Below are 17,250 nucleotides of genomic sequence, written 5' to 3' on the forward strand. Positions count from 1 at the left end.
GCTCTCCTCAATCCTTCAGCGCGGCGGGATAGGCCGCATCGGCCGGACGCGGCTTCTTGATCGCGTCGCGCACCAGCACATAGCCGTCCTTCGCGCCCGGCACCGCGCCCTTGATCATGATCAGGCCGCGCGCCGCGTCGACCGCCGCGATTTCGAGATTGAGCGTGGTGATGCGTTCCTGCCCGAGATGCCCGGCCATCTTCTTGTTCTTGAAGGTCTTGCCGGGGTCCTGGCGGTTACCCGTCGATCCCAGGCTACGATGGCTGATCGACACGCCGTGCGACGCTTCGAGGCCGGCGAAATTCCAGCGCTTCATGCCGCCGGCGAATCCCTTGCCCTTGCTGATGCCGGCAACATCGACCTTCTGGCCGACGCTGAAATGCGCGGGCGAAACCACCTGGCCCGCTTCCAGCACCGCATCCTCGGCGACGCGGAATTCGACCAGCTTCATCGCCGGCTCGACCTTCGCCTTCGCGTAATGGCCTTTCATCGGCTTCGACACGTTCTTGGTCTTGGCATGGCCGAACCCTAGCTGAACCGCCGCATAGCCATCGGATTCGACGCGCTTCGCGGCAACCACCCGCACCTCATCCATGTGCAGCACGGTCACCGGCACATGCGTGCCGTCTTCCCTGAACAACCGGGTCATCCCCAGCTTTTTCGCGATCACTCCGGTGCGCATCACACTCTTCCAGACTTAAATCTTGATCTCGACATCGACGCCGGCGGCAAGGTCGAGCTTCATCAGCGCATCGACCGTCTGCGGTGTCGGCTCGACGATGTCGAGCAGTCGGCGATGGGTCCGAATTTCGAACTGCTCGCGGCTCTTCTTGTCGACATGCGGCGAACGGTTCACGGTGAACCGCTCGATATGCGTCGGCAGCGGAATCGGCCCCCGCACCTGAGCGCCCGTGCGCTTCGCCGTGTTCACGATTTCCTTGGTGCTGTTGTCGAGCACCCGGTGATCGTACGCCTTCAGGCGAATGCGGATATTCTGATTGTCCATCGTCAAAACCTTGTTCGCTCCGTTCCTGGAATTCCCTCAAGGAATTCCAGGACAAAGCATTGGTCAGTCAGCTTACTTGGTCACTTTCGCGACGACGCCCGAACCCACGGTCCGGCCGCCCTCGCGAATCGCGAAGCGCAGGCCCTCGTCCATGGCGATCGGTGCGATCAGCTCGACGCTGACCGTCACGTTGTCGCCCGGCATCACCATCTCGACACCCTCCGGCAGCGTGACCACGCCGGTCACGTCGGTGGTGCGGAAATAGAACTGCGGACGGTAATTGGTGAAGAACGGCGTGTGACGGCCACCCTCCTCCTTGGTCAGGATATAGACCGAGCCGCCGAAATTGGTGTGCGGCGTGATCGAACCGGGTGCGGCGAGCACCTGGCCGCGCTCGACATCCTCGCGTTTTGTTCCACGGAGCAAAGCGCCGATGTTGTCGCCTGCTTCGCCCTGATCGAGCAGCTTGCGGAACATCTCGACGCCGGTCACGATGGTCTTCACCGTCGGCTTCAGACCGACGATCTCGACTTCGTCGCCCACCTTGACGATGCCGCGCTCGACACGGCCGGTCACCACGGTGCCGCGGCCCGAAATCGAGAACACGTCCTCGACCGGCATCAGGAACGGCTTGTCCTTCGGACGCTCCGGCTGCGGGATATAGGCATCCACCGCCGCCATCAGCTCGATGACCGACTGCTCGCCGATCTCCGGCTGCTTGTCTTCCAGCGCGCACAGCGCCGAGCCCTTGATGATCGGGATGTCGTCGCCCGGAAACTCGTATTTGTTGAGCAGGTCGCGCACTTCCATCTCGACCAGCTCGACCAGATCGGGGTCGGCCATGTCCATCTTGTTCAGATAGACGACCAGCGCCGGCACGCCGACCTGACGGGCGAGCAGGATGTGCTCGCGGGTCTGCGGCATCGGGCCGTCGGCGGCGGACACCACCAGGATCGCGCCATCCATCTGCGCGGCGCCGGTGATCATGTTCTTCACGTAGTCGGCGTGGCCGGGGCAATCGACATGCGCGTAGTGACGGTTGGCCGTCTCGTATTCCACGTGCGCGGTCGCGATCGTGATGCCGCGCGCGCGCTCCTCGGGAGCGGCGTCGATGCTGTCATAGGCGCGGAACGTCGCCCCGCCCGACTTCGCCAGCACCTTGGTGATCGCCGCGGTGAGCGACGTCTTGCCATGATCGACGTGGCCGATCGTGCCGATGTTGCAGTGCGGCTTGGTCCGCTCGAATTTAGCCTTGGCCATGTTCGGTCTCTCCGTAACGTGTCCTGCCCCGCGCCGTCATCCGCGTCGGGTCAGAGGGGTCAACTTTACCAGCGATAGTGGCTGAACGCCTTGTTGGCTTCGGCCATGCGGTGGGTGTCTTCGCGCTTCTTCACCGCCGCGCCGCGATTGTTCACCGCGTCGAGCAGTTCGTTCGACAGCCGGTCCTCCATCGTGTGCTCGCCGCGCTTGCGCGCCGATTCGATGATCCAGCGGATCGCCAGGGCCTGGCGCCGCTCGGTGCGCACCTCGACCGGCACCTGATAGGTGGCGCCGCCGACCCGGCGGGACCGCACCTCGATCGCCGGCTTCACATTGTCCAGCGCCTCGTGGAACAGCCGGACCGGATCGGCATTCTGGCCGCCCCGGCGCTTCAGGCTGTCCAGCGCGCCGTAGACGATCGATTCGGCGGTCGATTTCTTGCCGTCATACATCAGCACGTTCATGAACCGGCTGATCACGACATCGCCGAATTTCGGGTCCGGCAAAACTTCGCGCTTGACCGCGCGGTGACGTCTGCTCACGAAATCTCTCCTTACTTCGGCCGCTTCGCGCCATACAGCGACCGGCGCTGACGGCGCTTGGCGATGCCCTGGGTATCGAGCACGCCGCGCAGAATGTGATAGCGCACGCCCGGCAAGTCCTTCACGCGCCCGCCGCGGATCAGCACGACCGAGTGCTCCTGCAGATTATGCCCCTCGCCGGGGATGTAGCTCACCACCTCGTATCCGTTGGTCAGGCGTACCTTGGCCACCTTGCGCAGCGCCGAGTTCGGCTTCTTCGGCGTGGTGGTATAGACGCGCGTGCAGACGCCGCGCTTCTGCGGACACCCCTCAAGCGCGGGCACCTTGTTGCGCTTGGCCCGGACTTCGCGTCCCTTGGCGATCAACTGATTGATAGTCGGCATGCTCGATCCTGATCCTTCTTGCCGGTTCCGTCCTGCCGCGCGCTCATAAAAACACCGCAGGGCGGAGTGGTGCTCCGCCTGCGGCAAACCCAGACCCGCGACCTGAGCCGACCCGAAGCCGGGCGACGGCGCCGCAAGCGTGAGACTGAATGAACGGCGCGGCCGGGCGTTACCCAGGCCTCGCTGAGGCCGCCACCCTTAAGAGCAGCCCTGCCCCAAGTCAAGCGCCGCACGCCCCGGATCGGGCCCCGGCGCCAAAGAAAAACGCCGGCGACACAAGGCCGCCGGCGTTCAATATATGCCCTCAAACGCCGGGCGGACGCGCGCCCGCATTCGCGGTCGGCAGCGGAACGAGCCAAAAGGCTACGTTCCGCTGTCAAGAGCCAAACGTGACGCAGCTATGCGAGACGCACTACTCGGCGACGACCTCGCGGCGCGATGGCAGCGCGGGACGGGACTCGGCCAGCGTATGCTTGTCGCGCCCGGCGGCGATCGCCCGCAGCCGGCTCATCACGCTGCCGGTGCCGGCCGGAATCAGCCTGCCCACGATCACGTTCTCCTTCAGCCCGAGCAGATTGTCGGTTTTGCCGGCAGTCGCCGCCTCGGTCAGCACCCTGGTAGTCTCCTGGAACGAAGCCGCCGAGATGAAGCTCTGGGTCTGCAGGCTCGCCTTGGTGATGCCCTGCAGCACCGGCAGCCCCTGGGCCGGCCGCTCGTCCGCCGCGAGGCGCCGGTCGTTCTCGTCGTCGAACTCGATCCGGTCGACCAGTTCGCCCACCAGATAGGTGGTATCGCCCGGCTCGGTGATCTCGATCTTCTGGAGCATCTGCCGGACCACGACCTCGATATGCTTGTCGTTGATCTTCACGCCCTGGAGCCGGTAGACGTCCTGGATCTCGTTGACCAGGTATTCCGACAGCGCCTCGACCCCGAGGACGCGCAGAATGTCGTGCGGCACCCGCGGGCCGTCGACCAGCGGGTCGCCCCGATGGACGTAGTCGCCCTCCTGCACCGAAACGTGCTTGCCCTTCGGCACCAGATACTCGGTTTCCTCGCCGGTCTCGTCGTTTTTCACGATCACCCGGCGCTTGGCCTTGTAATCCTTGCCGAATTCCACGCGGCCATCGGTTTCCGCGATGATCGCGTGATCCTTCGGTCGGCGCGCCTCGAACAATTCGGCGACCCGCGGCAGACCGCCGGTAATGTCGCGCGTCTTGCTGCCTTCGCGCGGCATCCGCGCCAGCACGTCGCCGGCATGCACCGTCGTGCCGTTCTCGACCGACAGGATCGAGTCCGGCGGCAGGAAGGATCGCGCCTCCGCTCCAGTCGCGAGCCGGACGATCTCGCCCTTGGCGTCCTTGAGCAGCAGGCGCGGCCGCAAATCCGCCCCTTTGGCCGACTGCTTGTAATCGACCACGACTTTCGAGGTCAGGCCGGTCACCTCGTCGATCCGTTCGATCAGGGTCACGCCTTCGAGCAGATCGGCGTACTCCACCACGCCCGCGCGCTCGGTGATGATCGGCAGGGTATAGGGGTCCCATTCGGCGAGTTTCTGGCCGCGCGTCACCGCCTCGCCTTCATCGGCGATCAGCCGCGCGCCGTAAGGCACCCGGAACCGCGCGCGTTCGCGCCCGGACGCATCGACGATCGCGAGTTCGCAATTGCGGCTCATCACGATCGGCGATCCGGCGCTGTTGGCCACCACGTTGCGGTTCTTGATCGTCACCGTGCCGTCGTGGCTGGCTTCCACGTTCGACTGCTCGGCGCCGCGCTGCGCCGCGCCGCCGATATGGAAGGTGCGCATGGTGAGCTGGGTGCCCGGCTCGCCGATCGACTGCGCCGCGATCACGCCGACCGCCTCGCCGGAATTGACCGGCGTGCCGCGCGCCAGATCGCGCCCATAGCACATGGCGCAGACGCCGACTTTCGATTCGCAGGTCAGCACCGAACGGATTTTCACCCCTTCGACACCCGCCTGTTCGATCCGGTCGGCCTCGATCTCCTCGATCAGCGTATTCGCCGGCACCAGAACCGATTGATCCACCGGATCGAGAATGTCCTCGGCCGTGGTGCGGCCGAGGACGCGTTCGGACAGGCTGGAAATCACCTCGCCGCCATCCATCACCGCGCGCACGGTCAGGCCGCGCTCGGTGCCGCAATCATGGGTCACCACGATGCAGTCCTGCGCGACATCGACCAGGCGCCTGGTGAGATAGCCCGAATTCGCCGTCTTCAGCGCGGTATCCGCGAGGCCCTTGCGGGCGCCGTGGGTCGAGTTGAAATATTCGGCGACGGTCAGCCCCTCCTTGAAGTTCGACAGGATCGGCTGCTCGATGATCTCGCCGGACGGCTTGGCCATCAGCCCGCGCATCCCGGCCAGCTGGCGCATCTGCGCCGGCGACCCGCGCGCGCCGGAATGGCTCATCATCCACACCGAGTTGGTCGGCTTGCCCGGCTCCTGCCTGGAAATCTCGCGCATCATCGCCGCGGCCACCGCGTCGTTGCAGCGCGACCACGCATCGACCACCTTGTTGTAGCGCTCGCCCGCTGTGATCAGACCGTCGTGATACTGCGCCTCGAACTCCTTGACCTCGGCCTGGGTCTGCTCCAGCAGCGCGTGCTTCTCCTCGGGGATGACCATGTCGTCCTTGCCGAACGAAATGCCCGCCTTCGCCGCCTGGGTGAACCCGAGCGCCATCAGCCGGTCGCAGAAGATCACCGCCTCTTTCTGGCCACAATGGCGATACACCGCGTCGATCACGTCGGAGACCGACTTCTTGGTGAGCTGCTTGTTGACCAGCGCGAACGGCACATCCTTGTGCCTGGGCAGCAACTGGCCGATCAGCATCCGCCCCGGCGTGGTCGCGACGACCTCGCGGACCGACGTGCCGTCGGCGAGCGTCCGCGTCACACGGGCGCGGATCTTGTCGTGCAGCTTCACCCGGCCGACCGCGAGCGCATGCTCGATCTCGCCCGGCGTGCCGAACGCCGGCGCGTCCTTGTCCTCGACGCCGGTGAATTGCGGGCTCTCCAGCGACAGATAATACAGCCCGAGCACGATATCCTGGCTCGGCACGATGATCGGCTTGCCGTTCGCCGGATTGAGGATGTTGTTGGTGCTCATCATCAGCACGCGCGCCTCGAGCTGCGCCTCGATCGACAGCGGCACGTGAACCGCCATCTGGTCGCCGTCGAAATCGGCGTTGAAGGCGGTGCAGACCAGCGGATGCAACTGGATCGCCTTGCCCTCGATCAGGATCGGCTCGAACGCCTGAATCCCGAGCCGGTGCAGGGTCGGCGCGCGGTTCAGCATCACCGGATGCTCGCGGATCACCTCTTCGAGGATGTCCCACACTTCCGGCCGCTCCTTCTCGACCATCCGCTTCGCCGCCTTGATCGTGGTGGCGAGGCCGTATTTTTCGAGCTTGGCGTAGATGAACGGCTTGAACAATTCGAGCGCCATCTTCTTCGGCAGGCCGCACTGGTGCAGCTTCAGCTCCGGCCCGACCACGATGACCGAACGGCCCGAATAATCGACGCGCTTGCCCAGCAGGTTCTGGCGGAACCGCCCCTGCTTGCCCTTCAGCATGTCCGACAGCGATTTCAGCGGCCGCTTGTTGGTGCCGGTGATCGCCCGGCCGCGCCTTCCGTTATCGAACAGCGCATCGACCGATTCCTGCAGCATGCGCTTCTCGTTGCGCACGATGATGTCCGGCGCGCGCAATTCGATCAGCCGCTTCAGGCGGTTGTTGCGGTTGATGACGCGACGATAGAGATCGTTCAGATCCGAGGTGGCGAACCGGCCGCCGTCGAGCGGCACCAGGGGCCGCAACTCGGGCGGGATCACCGGAACCACGTCCAGGATCATCCATTCCGGCCGCGTGCCGGACTCGATGAAGCTCTCGACCAGCTTGAGCCGTTTCACCAGTTTCTTGCGCTTGGCCTCGGAGGTGGCCTCCTTCAGATCCGCGCGCATGGTGACGCGCTCGGTCTCCAGATCGACCTGCATCAGAATCGACTTGATCGCTTCCGCGCCGATCCCCGCCTTGAACCCGTCATCGCCGAACTCGTCCTGCTTGGCGTACAGGTCGTCCTCGGACAGTAACTGATAGCGCTTCAGGTCCGAGGTGTACGGGTCGAGCACGATGTAGCTCTCGAAATACAGAACCTTTTCGAGATCCTTCAGCGTCATCTCCACCATGGTCGCGATCCGGCTCGGCAGCGACTTCAGGAACCAGATATGCGCGACCGGCGAGGCGAGCTCGATATGCCCCATGCGCTCGCGGCGCACTTTCGCCAGGGTGACCTCGACGCCGCATTTCTCGCAGATGATGCCGCGGAACTTCATCCGCTTGTATTTGCCGCACAGGCACTCGTAGTCCTTGATCGGCCCGAAGATGCGCGCGCAGAACAGCCCGTCACGCTCCGGCTTGAAGGTGCGATAGTTGATGGTCTCTGGCTTCTTGATCTCGCCGTAGGACCACGAGCGGATCTGCTCGGGCGAGGCGATCTGGATTCTGATCTGGTCGAACGTCGCCGCCTGACCGGTCTGGCCGAGAATCTTCATCAAATCATTCATCGATAGTCCCTTTCATCAGCCCGCGACGTCATCGCCGCCGCGCGCCATGATCAAACCCTGCGCTGAGTTCAGTTCCTGGCCGTCATGCGGCCGACTGGTCGAGATCGACATTCAGTCCGAGCGATTTCAGTTCCTTGGTCAGCACGTTGAAGCTTTCGGGAACGCCGGCCTCGAAATTATCCTGCTCGCGCACGATCGCCTCATAGACCTTGGTGCGGCCGGACACGTCGTCGGACTTCACCGTCAGCATTTCCTGCAAGGTGTAGGCCGCGCCATAGGCTTCCAGCGCCCAGACCTCCATTTCGCCGAAGCGCTGGCCGCCGAACTGCGCCTTGCCGCCCAGCGGCTGCTGGGTCACCAGGCTGTACGGTCCGATCGAGCGGGCATGGATCTTGTCGTCGACCATGTGTCCGAGCTTGAGCATGTACATGTAGCCGATCGTCACCTTCCGCTCGAACTGATCGCCGGTACGCCCGTCGAACACGGTCATCTGGCCGGACACGTCGAGCCCCGCCTTCGCCAGCATCGCGTCGATATCCGGGATGCGCGCGCCGTCGAACACCGGGGTCGCGATCGGCACGCCCTTGCGGATATTGCCGCACAATTCGGCAAGTTCCGCATCGTCCATGCCGGCGATCTGCGCGCGATAGATCTCCTCGCCGTAGACATCCTTGAGCATCGCGTGCAGCCGCTCGCGCTCGGCGCCGCTGCGCCGGTATTCGTCGACCATCTCGCCGATCTGCCGGCCGAGATTGGCGCAGGCCCAGCCCAGATGCGTCTCCAGGATCTGCCCGACATTCATCCGCGACGGCACGCCGAGCGGATTGAGCACGATATCGACCGCGGTGCCGTCCTCCAGGAACGGCATGTCCTCGATCGGCACCACTTTCGACACCACGCCCTTGTTGCCGTGCCGTCCAGCCATCTTGTCGCCCGGCTGCAGCTTGCGCTTCACCGCGATGAAGACCTTGACCATCTTCATCACGCCCGGCGGCATTTCGTCGCCGCGCTGCAGCTTCTCGACCTTGCTCTCGAACCGCGCCTGCAGGCGATGCACCGCCGCGTCGAACTCGCGCTTCAGCGTCTCGATCTCGGCCATCACCGCGTCGTCCTGCACGGTCAGGTTCCGCCACGCGCCGCGCGGGATCTCGGCGAGCAGTTCCGCGTTGATCTCGCTGCCCGACTTCACCCCCTTGAAGCCGGAACCCGCCATCTGGCCGAGCAGCTTCTCGCGCAGCCGGTTGAGGAAGGCGCGCTCCTGGATCGCCCGCTCGTCGTCGCGGTCCTTGGCGAGCCGTTCGATCTCGGCCCGCTCGATCGCCAGCGCGCGCTCGTCCTTATCGACGCCGCGCCGGTTGAACACCCGCACATCGACCACCGTACCCGACACGCCGGGCGGCAGCTTCAGCGAGGTGTCGCGCACATCGGAGGCTTTTTCGCCGAAAATCGCGCGCAGCAGCTTTTCTTCCGGCGTCATCGGGCTCTCGCCCTTCGGCGTCACCTTGCCTACCAGAATGTCGCCGGGGTTCACCTCGGCGCCGACATAGACGATGCCCGCCTCGTCGAGGTTGCGCAAGGCCTCCTCACCCACGTTCGGAATGTCGCGGGTGATTTCCTCCTGGCCGAGCTTGGTGTCGCGCGCCATCACCTCGAATTCGTCGATATGGATCGAGGTGAACATGTCGTCGCGCGCCACCCGCTCGGAAATCAGGATGGAATCCTCGAAGTTGTAGCCGTTCCACGGCATGAACGCGCAGAGCACGTTGCGCCCGAGCGCGAGTTCGCCAAGCTCGGTCGAGGGGCCGTCGGCGATGATGTCGCCGTCGCCCACCCGGTCGCCCACCCGCACCAGCGGCCGCTGATTGATGCAGGTCGACTGGTTGGAGCGCATGAACTTGCGCAGCCGGTAGATATCCACGCCTTTGGTCGTGCCGTCCTCGTTGGTCGCCCGAACCACGATGCGCGCGCCGTCGATCTGATCGACCACGCCGGCCCGGCGCGCCACGATGGTCGCCCCGCTATCCTGCGCCACCGCCGCTTCCATGCCGGTGCCGACCAGCGGCGCGTCCGACTTGATCAGCGGCACCGCCTGGCGCTGCATGTTGGAGCCCATCAGCGCGCGGTTGGCGTCGTCATTCTCCAGGAACGGAATCAAGGCGGCAGCGACCGACACCAGCTGCTTCGGCGACACATCGATCGCCGTCACCTCGTCCGGGCGGACCAGCCGGAAATCGCCGTTGCGGCGCACCGAAACCAGATCCTCGGTCAGCGTGCCGTCGGCAAGCTTCGGCGCATCGGCCTGCGCGACGGTGAGCTTCTCCTCCTCCATCGCCGACAGATATTTGTATTCGTTCTGGACCTTGCCGTCCTTCACCATCCGGTACGGCGTCTCGATGAAGCCGTATTTGTTCACCTTGGCATAGGTCGCGAGCGAGTTGATCAGCCCGATATTCGGCCCTTCCGGCGTCTCGATCGGGCAGATCCGGCCGTAATGGGTCGGGTGCACGTCGCGCACCTCGAAGCCGGCGCGCTCGCGGGTCAGCCCGCCCGGCCCGAGCGCCGACAGGCGGCGCTTATGCGTCACTTCCGACAGCGGGTTGGTCTGATCCATGAACTGGGACAATTGCGAGCTGCCGAAGAACTCGCGCACCGCCGCCGCCGCCGGCTTCGCGTTGATCAGGTCGTGCGGCATCACCCCGTCGATATCGACCGAGCCCATGCGCTCGCGGATCGCTCGCTCCATGCGCAGCAGGCCGATGCGATACTGGTTCTCCATCAGCTCGCCGACCGAGCGCACCCGCCGGTTGCCGAGATTGTCGATATCGTCGATCTGGCCGCGCCCGTCCTTCAGCTCGCACATGATCTGGACCGTGCGCAGGATGTCCTCCTTGCGCAGCACCCGCATCGTGTCGTCGCACTCGATGCCGAGGCGCATATTCATCTTCACCCGGCCGACCGCCGAAAGATCGTAGCGCTCGGAATCGAAGAACAACCCGCGGAACAAGGCTTCCGCCGTCTCGCTGGTCGGCGGTTCGCCGGGGCGGATGACGCGGTAGATGTCGATCAGCGCATCCTCGCGATTGGAATTCTTGTCCACCGCCAGGGTGTTGCGAATCCACGGTCCCTTCGATTGGTCGATCGCGAGCGTCGGAATCGTCTCGAGCCCGGCTTCCTCGAAGGCGGTCAGCTTCGCTTCGCTGATCTCCTCGCCGGCATCGGCGAAAATCTCGCCGCTACTCGGGTCGAACAGATCCTCGGCGACAAAGCGCCCCACCAGATCGGCGCGGCTGACCAGCACATGCTTGGTCGTCTCGGCAATCTTGCGGGCGGCGCGCGCGGTCAGCTTGTCCTCGGCCTTCGCGACGACGGCGCCGGTCTCGGCGTCGATCAGATCCTCGACCAGCTTGGCGCCCCGGAACGTCTCCGGCTCGAACGGCCGCGCCCAGGCGGTCGCCCCCTCGGCGTCCTTGGTGCGGGTGAACGCGACCTGGCCGTAGAAGGTGTTGAGAATTTCCTCAGGGTCCATGCCCTTGATTTCGGCAATCTCCAGCGTCTCGCCCTTGGCCGCGCGCGCCGCGCGCAACGCCTCGGTCGCCCTGCTCTCCAGGGCGTAGAGCAGCGTGGTGACCGGCAGCTTGCGCTTGCGGTCGATGCGCACATAGACGAGGTCCTTGGCGTCGAATTCGAAATCGAGCCACGAGCCGCGATACGGAATCACCCTCGCTGCGAACAGATACTTGCCCGAGGCGTGGGTCTTGCCCTTGTCGTGGTCGAAGAACACGCCGGGGCTGCGATGCATCTGGCTGACGATGACCCGCTCGGTGCCGTTCACCACGAAGGTGCCGTTATCGGTCATCAGCGGCATGTCGCCCATGTAGACGGGCTGTTCCTTGATGTCGCGGATCGAGCGCGCGCCGGTATCCTCGTCGAGATCCCACACGATCAGGCGCAGCACCACCTTCAGCGGCGCCGCATAGGTCATGCCGCGCTGGATGCACTCCTCGACATCGTATTTCGGCTCTTCCAGCTCGTAATAGACGAATTCGAGCCGGCCACGGCCGGCGAAATCGTCGATCGGGAAAACCGATTTGAACACTTCCTGCAGCCCGGAATTGGTACGCGAATCCGGCGAGACATGCATCTGCAGAAACGCGTCATAGCTCGCCCGCTGCACGTCGATCAGGTTGGGCATCGGCGTATTTTCGGGAATTTTGCCGAAACTTTTGCGAATGCGCTTGCGATTCGTAAAGGAAATCCTGTTCATGCCACCAGAAATCGCATTCATGCTCAGACCCCGACCTTCAACTCTGTAAGCGAACGCCGCCACCGGGCGGCATCAAGACCGCGGCGCGCCGGAAACGGCCCGCCTCGGCATCGCCGGTGCCGCCCATGCTCGGGCGCCACGGCAAACAGGCGGGGGGCCGCAAGGCTCCCCGCCATATTCAGGCTCGTAACGTCCCGCTCCCGAAGGGAACGCGACGCGCGGACGAATTACTGGATTTCGACAGATGCGCCCTGCTCTTCCAAAACCTTCTTGATCTTTTCCGCCTCGTCCTTGTTCACGGCTTCCTTCACCGTCTTCGGCGCGCCCTCGACCAGGTCCTTGGCTTCCTTCAGCCCAAGCCCGGTGATCGTGCGGATTTCCTTGATCACATTGATCTTCTTGTCGCCGCCGGCCTTCAGCACGACGGTAAACTCGGTCTGTTCCTCAACCGGCGCGGCAGCCGCACCGGCGGCCGGTGCCGCGGCGACGGCAACCGGAGCCGCAGCGGACACGCCCCACTTTTCCTCAAGCAGCTTGGAAAGTTCCGCCGCTTCGAGGACCGTGAGGCCGGAGAGTTCGTCAACCAGCTTCGCTAGATCAGCCATGTTCGTGTATCCTTATATTAGCGTTCATTTGGTTCCATGCAAGCCGGCTCCGGCCCGCATCGTGATTTCGAGGCCGTCAGGCCGCCTCACCCGTCTTGGCAAAGGCCGCGAAGACCCGCGCGAGCTGTCCGGCCGGCGCCTGCACGACACAAGCGATCCGCGTGGCGGGGGCCTGAATCAGCCCCACCAGTCTGGCGCGCAGCGCGTCGAGCGACGGCAGTTCGGCCAGGGCCTTGACGCCGGATGCATCGAGCATCTGCGTTCCCAAGGCGCCGCCGACCAGCACGAACTTCTCGTTGGTCTTGGCGAACTCGACGGCGGTTTTCGCCACGGCCACCGGGTCGCGCGACCACGCAAGCGCGGTCGGTCCCTTCAGCAGCGGCGCGATTCCGTCGAATCGGGTCCCTTCCAAAGCGAGGTGAGCCAGACGGTTCTTCGCCACCTTGTATTGTGCGCCCGCCGCCCGCATGCGCCGGCGCAGCTCCGTGACATCGGCAACCGTCAACCCGTCATTGCGGGTGATGACAATCATCGATGTCTCGGCGAACACCGCGGCAAGCTGGTCGACGAATTCACGCTTCTGTGCGCGATCCACGTCGGTCTCCACTCGTCAGGCAGCGCGCGTTTGGACCGCGCCCCGCCGGGTTGCCCATGGCGGCCAGGACCATCCCGGCCGCCGGTTCGCCTGTCCTCAAAGTCGGAACCATCGAAGCGCTATCTGCTCCGACACCCCGTCTCCGGCTCGCGGGTCGCCCCATTAAAATCCGGTCGCCCGGATTGCGCGCCGTCTTGGACAGGTCGGGACGGCGCCGGTCATGCAACCGGCGCATCCCGTCATGGCCGAACCGAAGTCCGGCGCATTTCTCTCAAGCCGAAAGGCTGCTCACATCCACGCGCACGCCCGGCCCCATGGTCGAGGACAGCGCCGCTTTCTGCAAATACGTGCCCTTGGCGCCGGCCGGCTTGGCTTTCTGGATTGCATCGACCAGGGCGCGGGCGTTCTCGATCAGCTTGTCCGCCTCGAAGCTCGCCTTGCCGATCCCGGCATGGATGATCCCCGCCTTTTCGGCGCGGAACTCCACCTGGCCCGATTTCGCCGCGGTCACCGCGCCTTTGACATCCATGGTCACGGTGCCGAGCTTCGGGTTCGGCATCAGCCCGCGCGGCCCGAGAATCTTCCCCAGCCGCCCGACCAGCGCCATCATGTCCGGGGTCGCGATGCAGCGATCGAACTCGATATTGCCGTTCTGCACCTGCTCGGCCAGATCCTCGGCACCCACCACGTCGGCACCCGCCGCCTTCGCCTCGTCGGCCTTCGGCCCGCGCGCGAACACACCGACGCGCAGCGTCTTGCCGGTGCCGTTGGGCAGTGAAATCAGCCCGCGCACCATCTGATCGGCATGGCGTGGATCGATACCGAGATTGAGCGACATCTCGACCGTTTCGTCGAATTTCGCGGTCGCATTGCGCTTGACCAGCGCCATCGCGTCGGTCAGGGCATAGGATTTGTTGCGATCGACGGTCTCGCTCGCCTTGGTCAGCCGCTTGTTCTTCGCCATGATCAGCCCTCCACGACCGAAAGACCCATCGAGCGGGCCGAGCCGATCAGCATGCGCACCGCGCCGTCGACATCGTTGGCGTTCATGTGAACCATCTTGGTCGCCGCGATTTCGCGCAACTGGCTCATCGTCACCTTGCCGACGGTCGCACCCTTGCCTGTTGTCGTCGAACCCTTGGCGATGCCGGCGGCCTTCTTCAGGAAATAGGTGTTCGGCGGCGTCTTGGTGATGAAGGTGAAGCTGCGATCGGCATAGGCGGTGATCACCACCGGCACCGGCATGCCCACTTCCATCCCCTGGGTCGCGGCATTGAAATCCTTGCAGAACTGCATGATGTTCAGCCCGCGCTGGCCGAGCGCCGGACCCACCGGCGGCGAGGGATTCGCCTTGCCCGCCGGGATCTGCAGCTTGATATAGCCGACGATTTTCTTCGCCATGCGGCGCCACTCCTGATCCGATGGCATCCCGAAGCCCGGAAACGCCAATGGACCGCGGTTCAACCGGCCGAACCAGCCGTGGTTCAACCTCCCGCGTTCCGATGAAGCCGCGCCTATACAAGACCGGCGCGCGCCTGTCGAGTCGGCAATCCGCCCCTCATGGCAGGTTTGCCGGGCTTGGGGAGCGGCCGCGCACGCCCCATCTGAGCCCTCAACCCTTAAAGGAGCAAAAAATGAAAACCCGCAACCTGGGCGGCTTGACCGTCTCCGCCATCGGGCTCGGCTGCATGGGCATGTCCGATTTCTATTCCGGCCGCGACGAGGCCGAAGCCCGCGCCACGCTGGACCGTGCGCTGGACCGCGGCGTCACCTTCTTCGACACCGCCGACATGTACGGCTTCGGCGATAACGAGGTTCTGCTCAGCCCTTTCGTCAAGGCCAACCGGAGCAAAATCGTCCTCGCCACCAAATTCGGCAACGAGTTCAGCGCGGACCGCAAACGCCTCGGCGTCAACGGCAAACCGTCCTACGTGAAATTCGCCTGCGACGCCTCGCTCAAGCGCCTCGGCATCGACACGATCGACCTCTATTACCAGCACCGGGTCGATCCCAACGTGCCGATCGAAGACACTGTCGGCGCGATGGCCGAACTGGTCAAAGCGGGCAAGGTCAAACATCTCGGCCTGTCCGAAGCCGCCCCCGAAACCATTCGCCGTGCCGCAAAGGTGCATAAGATCAGCGCCCTGCAGACCGAATACTCGCTCTGGTCGCGCGACCCGGAAGGTGAATTGCTGGAAACCGTGCGCGAACTCGGCATCGGCTTCGTGCCCTATTCGCCGCTCGGCCGTGGTTTCCTGACCGGCGCCATCACCAAACCCGAAGACCTCGAAACCGATGACTGGCGCCACAACAACCCGCGCTTCCAGGGCGAGAATTTCGCGAAGAACGTGAAACTGGTCGAGGAAGTCAAAAAACTGGCGGCAGCGAAGAAATGCACCGCGAGCCAGCTCGCCCTCGCCTGGGTGCTGGCCCAGGGCGACGACATCGTGCCGATTCCCGGCACCAAGCGCCGCAAATATCTCGACGAGAACGTCGGCGCCGTCGATGTTACGCTGACGAAAGAAGACTTCGCGGCGATCGACCGCATCCTGCCCGCCGGCGCCGCCGCCGGCACCCGCTACCCGGAAGCCGGGATGAAAGCCGTCAGCCTGTAACGGCTTCGATCCGCGCGATGGTGGCGTTCCGACCCAGGGATGCCATCACCGCGTCGATCGGCGGGCTGGTCGTGCTGCCGGTCAGCGCCGCGCGCAAGGGCTGCGCCACCTCCCCGAGCTTTTTCCCTTTTGCCGTCGCGAAACCGGCCATCGCGGCGTGCAGCGCCTCGGCCGAAAAATCAGTCGCGTTCAATTCGGCCGCGAGAGCGGCCAGATCCGCCTTCGCTTCATCGGTCAGGAGCAAAAGCGCCTTCTCGGTCATCGGCAAAGGCGGCTCGCGCACCAGGAACAGCGCCGATTCGGCCAGTTCCGCCAGGGTCCGCGCCCGCTCCTTCAGCGTGGGCATGATCGCGGCGATCCTTCCGGCCGCCCCGGTGCTCACCGCCAGCCCGTGATCGCGCGCGATCCGCCCGACCACATCCGCCGCCAACCGCTCGTCTTCCGCCGCGCGCAGCCACACCGCATCGACGTGCAGCAGCTTGGCGTAATCCATCCGGCTCGCCGCGCGCCCCACCCCGTCGAGATCGAACAGGGCGATCTGCTCGTCGCGCGATAGAATTTCCGCATCGCCATGGCCCCAGCCGAGCCGGAGCAGGTAGTTGCACAACGCCTCCGGCAGATAGCCGTCCTCGCGGAATTGCAGCACCGACACGGCACCGTGGCGCTTCGACAGTTTCGCGCCGTCCGGCCCATGGATCAGCGGAATATGCGCGAAGTCCGGCCGCGCCCAGCCCATCGCGTCGTAAATCTGCGCCTGCCGGAACGTGTTGGTCAGATGATCGTCGCCCCGGATCACATGGCTGATCGCCATGTCGTGGTCATCGACCACCACCGCGTGCAGATAGGTCGGCGTGCCGTCCGAACGGAGCAAAATCATGTCGTCGAGTTCAGCATTCGCGACCCGCACCTCGCCCTGCACCAGATCGCGCACCACCGTCTCGCCGCCGCGCGGCGCCTTCAGCCTGATCACCGGATCGACCCCAGGCGGCGCTTCCGCCGGGTCGCGATCTCGCCACCGCCCGTCATAGCGGAACGGTTTTTTCTCCGCCTCGGCCGCGGCACGCATCTCGGCCAGTTCCTCGCGGGTGCAGAAACACCGATAGGCGGTCCCCGCCGCCAGCATCTGCTCGGCAACCTCGCGATGCCGCGCGTAGCGGGTCGACTGGAACACCGGCGGTTCGTCCGGCGTCAGGCCAAGCCAGTCCAGCGCATCCAGGATCACCTGGGTCGCTTCCGTCGTGCTGCGGTCCCGATCGGTGTCCTCGACCCGCAGCAGAAACCGCCCGCCATGGCGCCGCGCGAACAGGAAGTTGAACAAAGCGGTGCGGGCGCCGCCGATATGCAGCATCCCGGTCGGGCTCGGAGCGAAACGGACGCGGATTGTCATGCGCCCCCGCTATC

Annotated in this window: 13 protein-coding genes; 1 reads left to right on the forward strand and 12 read right to left on the reverse strand. The window is 64.8% G+C overall.

The annotated features are described in order from the left end of the window. Nucleotides 1-7 precede the first annotated feature (7 nt). The 11 genes from rplC to rplK form a co-directional block, all read right to left on the reverse strand. Nucleotides 8-682 carry a 50S ribosomal protein L3 gene (rplC, locus tag AiwAL_RS02445; protein WP_235702680.1) on the reverse strand — a complete coding sequence of 225 codons (675 nt, stop codon included), beginning with the start codon at nt 680-682 and terminating at the stop codon, nt 8-10. Nucleotides 683-697: 15 nt separating this feature from the next. Then, a complete protein-coding gene (rpsJ, locus tag AiwAL_RS02450) occupies nt 698-1,006 on the reverse strand; it encodes a 30S ribosomal protein S10 (protein WP_235702681.1) in 309 nt (102 codons plus the stop codon). A gap of 72 nt (nt 1,007-1,078) precedes the next feature. Then, a complete protein-coding gene (gene tuf / locus AiwAL_RS02455) occupies nt 1,079-2,266 on the reverse strand; it encodes an elongation factor Tu (RefSeq protein WP_235702682.1) in 1,188 nt (395 codons plus the stop codon). A 65-nt stretch (nt 2,267-2,331) separates the two neighbouring features. Continuing rightward, entirely contained in the window at nt 2,332-2,808 is a 477-nt protein-coding gene (gene rpsG, locus AiwAL_RS02460; RefSeq protein ID WP_235702683.1) for a 30S ribosomal protein S7, read from the reverse strand. A gap of 11 nt (nt 2,809-2,819) precedes the next feature. After that, the gene (gene rpsL / locus AiwAL_RS02465; RefSeq protein ID WP_235702684.1) at nt 2,820-3,191 is read right to left on the reverse strand and encodes a 30S ribosomal protein S12; all 372 of its coding nucleotides are present in this window, start codon (nt 3,189-3,191) and stop codon (nt 2,820-2,822) included. 412 nt (nt 3,192-3,603) lie between these two features. Further along, the gene (rpoC, locus tag AiwAL_RS02470) at nt 3,604-7,770 is read right to left on the reverse strand and encodes a DNA-directed RNA polymerase subunit beta' (RefSeq protein ID WP_235702685.1); all 4,167 of its coding nucleotides are present in this window, start codon (nt 7,768-7,770) and stop codon (nt 3,604-3,606) included. An 82-nt stretch (nt 7,771-7,852) separates the two neighbouring features. Further along, a complete protein-coding gene (rpoB, locus tag AiwAL_RS02475) occupies nt 7,853-12,034 on the reverse strand; it encodes a DNA-directed RNA polymerase subunit beta (protein WP_408851126.1) in 4,182 nt (1,393 codons plus the stop codon). 227 nt (nt 12,035-12,261) lie between these two features. After that, a complete protein-coding gene (rplL, locus tag AiwAL_RS02480) occupies nt 12,262-12,639 on the reverse strand; it encodes a 50S ribosomal protein L7/L12 (RefSeq protein ID WP_235702687.1) in 378 nt (125 codons plus the stop codon). 76 nt (nt 12,640-12,715) lie between these two features. Further along, the gene (gene rplJ, locus AiwAL_RS02485) at nt 12,716-13,234 is read right to left on the reverse strand and encodes a 50S ribosomal protein L10 (protein ID WP_235702688.1); all 519 of its coding nucleotides are present in this window, start codon (nt 13,232-13,234) and stop codon (nt 12,716-12,718) included. A gap of 271 nt (nt 13,235-13,505) precedes the next feature. Next, complete coding sequence (gene rplA, locus AiwAL_RS02490; protein ID WP_235702689.1) at nt 13,506-14,198, reverse strand: 50S ribosomal protein L1; 693 nt, start codon at nt 14,196-14,198, stop codon at nt 13,506-13,508. A 2-nt stretch (nt 14,199-14,200) separates the two neighbouring features. Continuing rightward, complete coding sequence (rplK, locus tag AiwAL_RS02495; protein ID WP_235702690.1) at nt 14,201-14,635, reverse strand: 50S ribosomal protein L11; 435 nt, start codon at nt 14,633-14,635, stop codon at nt 14,201-14,203. 233 nt (nt 14,636-14,868) lie between these two features. On the opposite strand from rplK, the gene AiwAL_RS02500 reads away from it, so the two are divergent. Continuing rightward, complete coding sequence (locus tag AiwAL_RS02500; RefSeq protein ID WP_235702691.1) at nt 14,869-15,849, forward strand: aldo/keto reductase; 981 nt, start codon at nt 14,869-14,871, stop codon at nt 15,847-15,849. On the opposite strand, the gene gltX is transcribed toward AiwAL_RS02500, so the two are convergent. Beyond that, nucleotides 15,839-17,236 (reverse strand): glutamate--tRNA ligase, encoded by a 1,398-nt coding sequence (gltX, locus tag AiwAL_RS02505; RefSeq protein WP_262312035.1) that lies wholly within the window; start codon nt 17,234-17,236, stop codon nt 15,839-15,841. The genes AiwAL_RS02500 and gltX overlap by 11 nt on opposite strands. Nucleotides 17,237-17,250: the final 14 nt, after the last annotated feature.

It is taken from the genome of Acidiphilium sp. AL, assembly GCF_025499445.1.
In the GTDB taxonomy this organism is placed as follows: Bacteria; Pseudomonadota; Alphaproteobacteria; order Acetobacterales; family Acetobacteraceae; genus Acidiphilium; species Acidiphilium iwatense.

Coding starts and splice junctions, on each gene's coding strand:
- rplC (WP_235702680.1), bottom strand. CDS start 682: ATGCGCACCGGAGTGATCGCGAAAAAGCTGGGGATGACCCGGTTGTTC.
- rpsJ (WP_235702681.1), bottom strand. CDS start 1,006: ATGGACAATCAGAATATCCGCATTCGCCTGAAGGCGTACGATCACCGG.
- tuf (WP_235702682.1), bottom strand. CDS start 2,266: ATGGCCAAGGCTAAATTCGAGCGGACCAAGCCGCACTGCAACATCGGC.
- rpsL (WP_235702684.1), bottom strand. CDS start 3,191: ATGCCGACTATCAATCAGTTGATCGCCAAGGGACGCGAAGTCCGGGCC.
- rpoC (WP_235702685.1), bottom strand. CDS start 7,770: ATGAATGATTTGATGAAGATTCTCGGCCAGACCGGTCAGGCGGCGACG.
- rpoB (WP_408851126.1), bottom strand. CDS start 12,034: ATGAACAGGATTTCCTTTACGAATCGCAAGCGCATTCGCAAAAGTTTC.
- rplL (WP_235702687.1), bottom strand. CDS start 12,639: ATGGCTGATCTAGCGAAGCTGGTTGACGAACTCTCCGGCCTCACGGTC.
- rplA (WP_235702689.1), bottom strand. CDS start 14,198: ATGGCGAAGAACAAGCGGCTGACCAAGGCGAGCGAGACCGTCGATCGC.
- rplK (WP_235702690.1), bottom strand. CDS start 14,635: ATGGCGAAGAAAATCGTCGGCTATATCAAGCTGCAGATCCCGGCGGGC.
- AiwAL_RS02500 (WP_235702691.1), top strand. CDS start 14,869: ATGAAAACCCGCAACCTGGGCGGCTTGACCGTCTCCGCCATCGGGCTC.
- gltX (WP_262312035.1), bottom strand. CDS start 17,236: ATGACAATCCGCGTCCGTTTCGCTCCGAGCCCGACCGGGATGCTGCAT.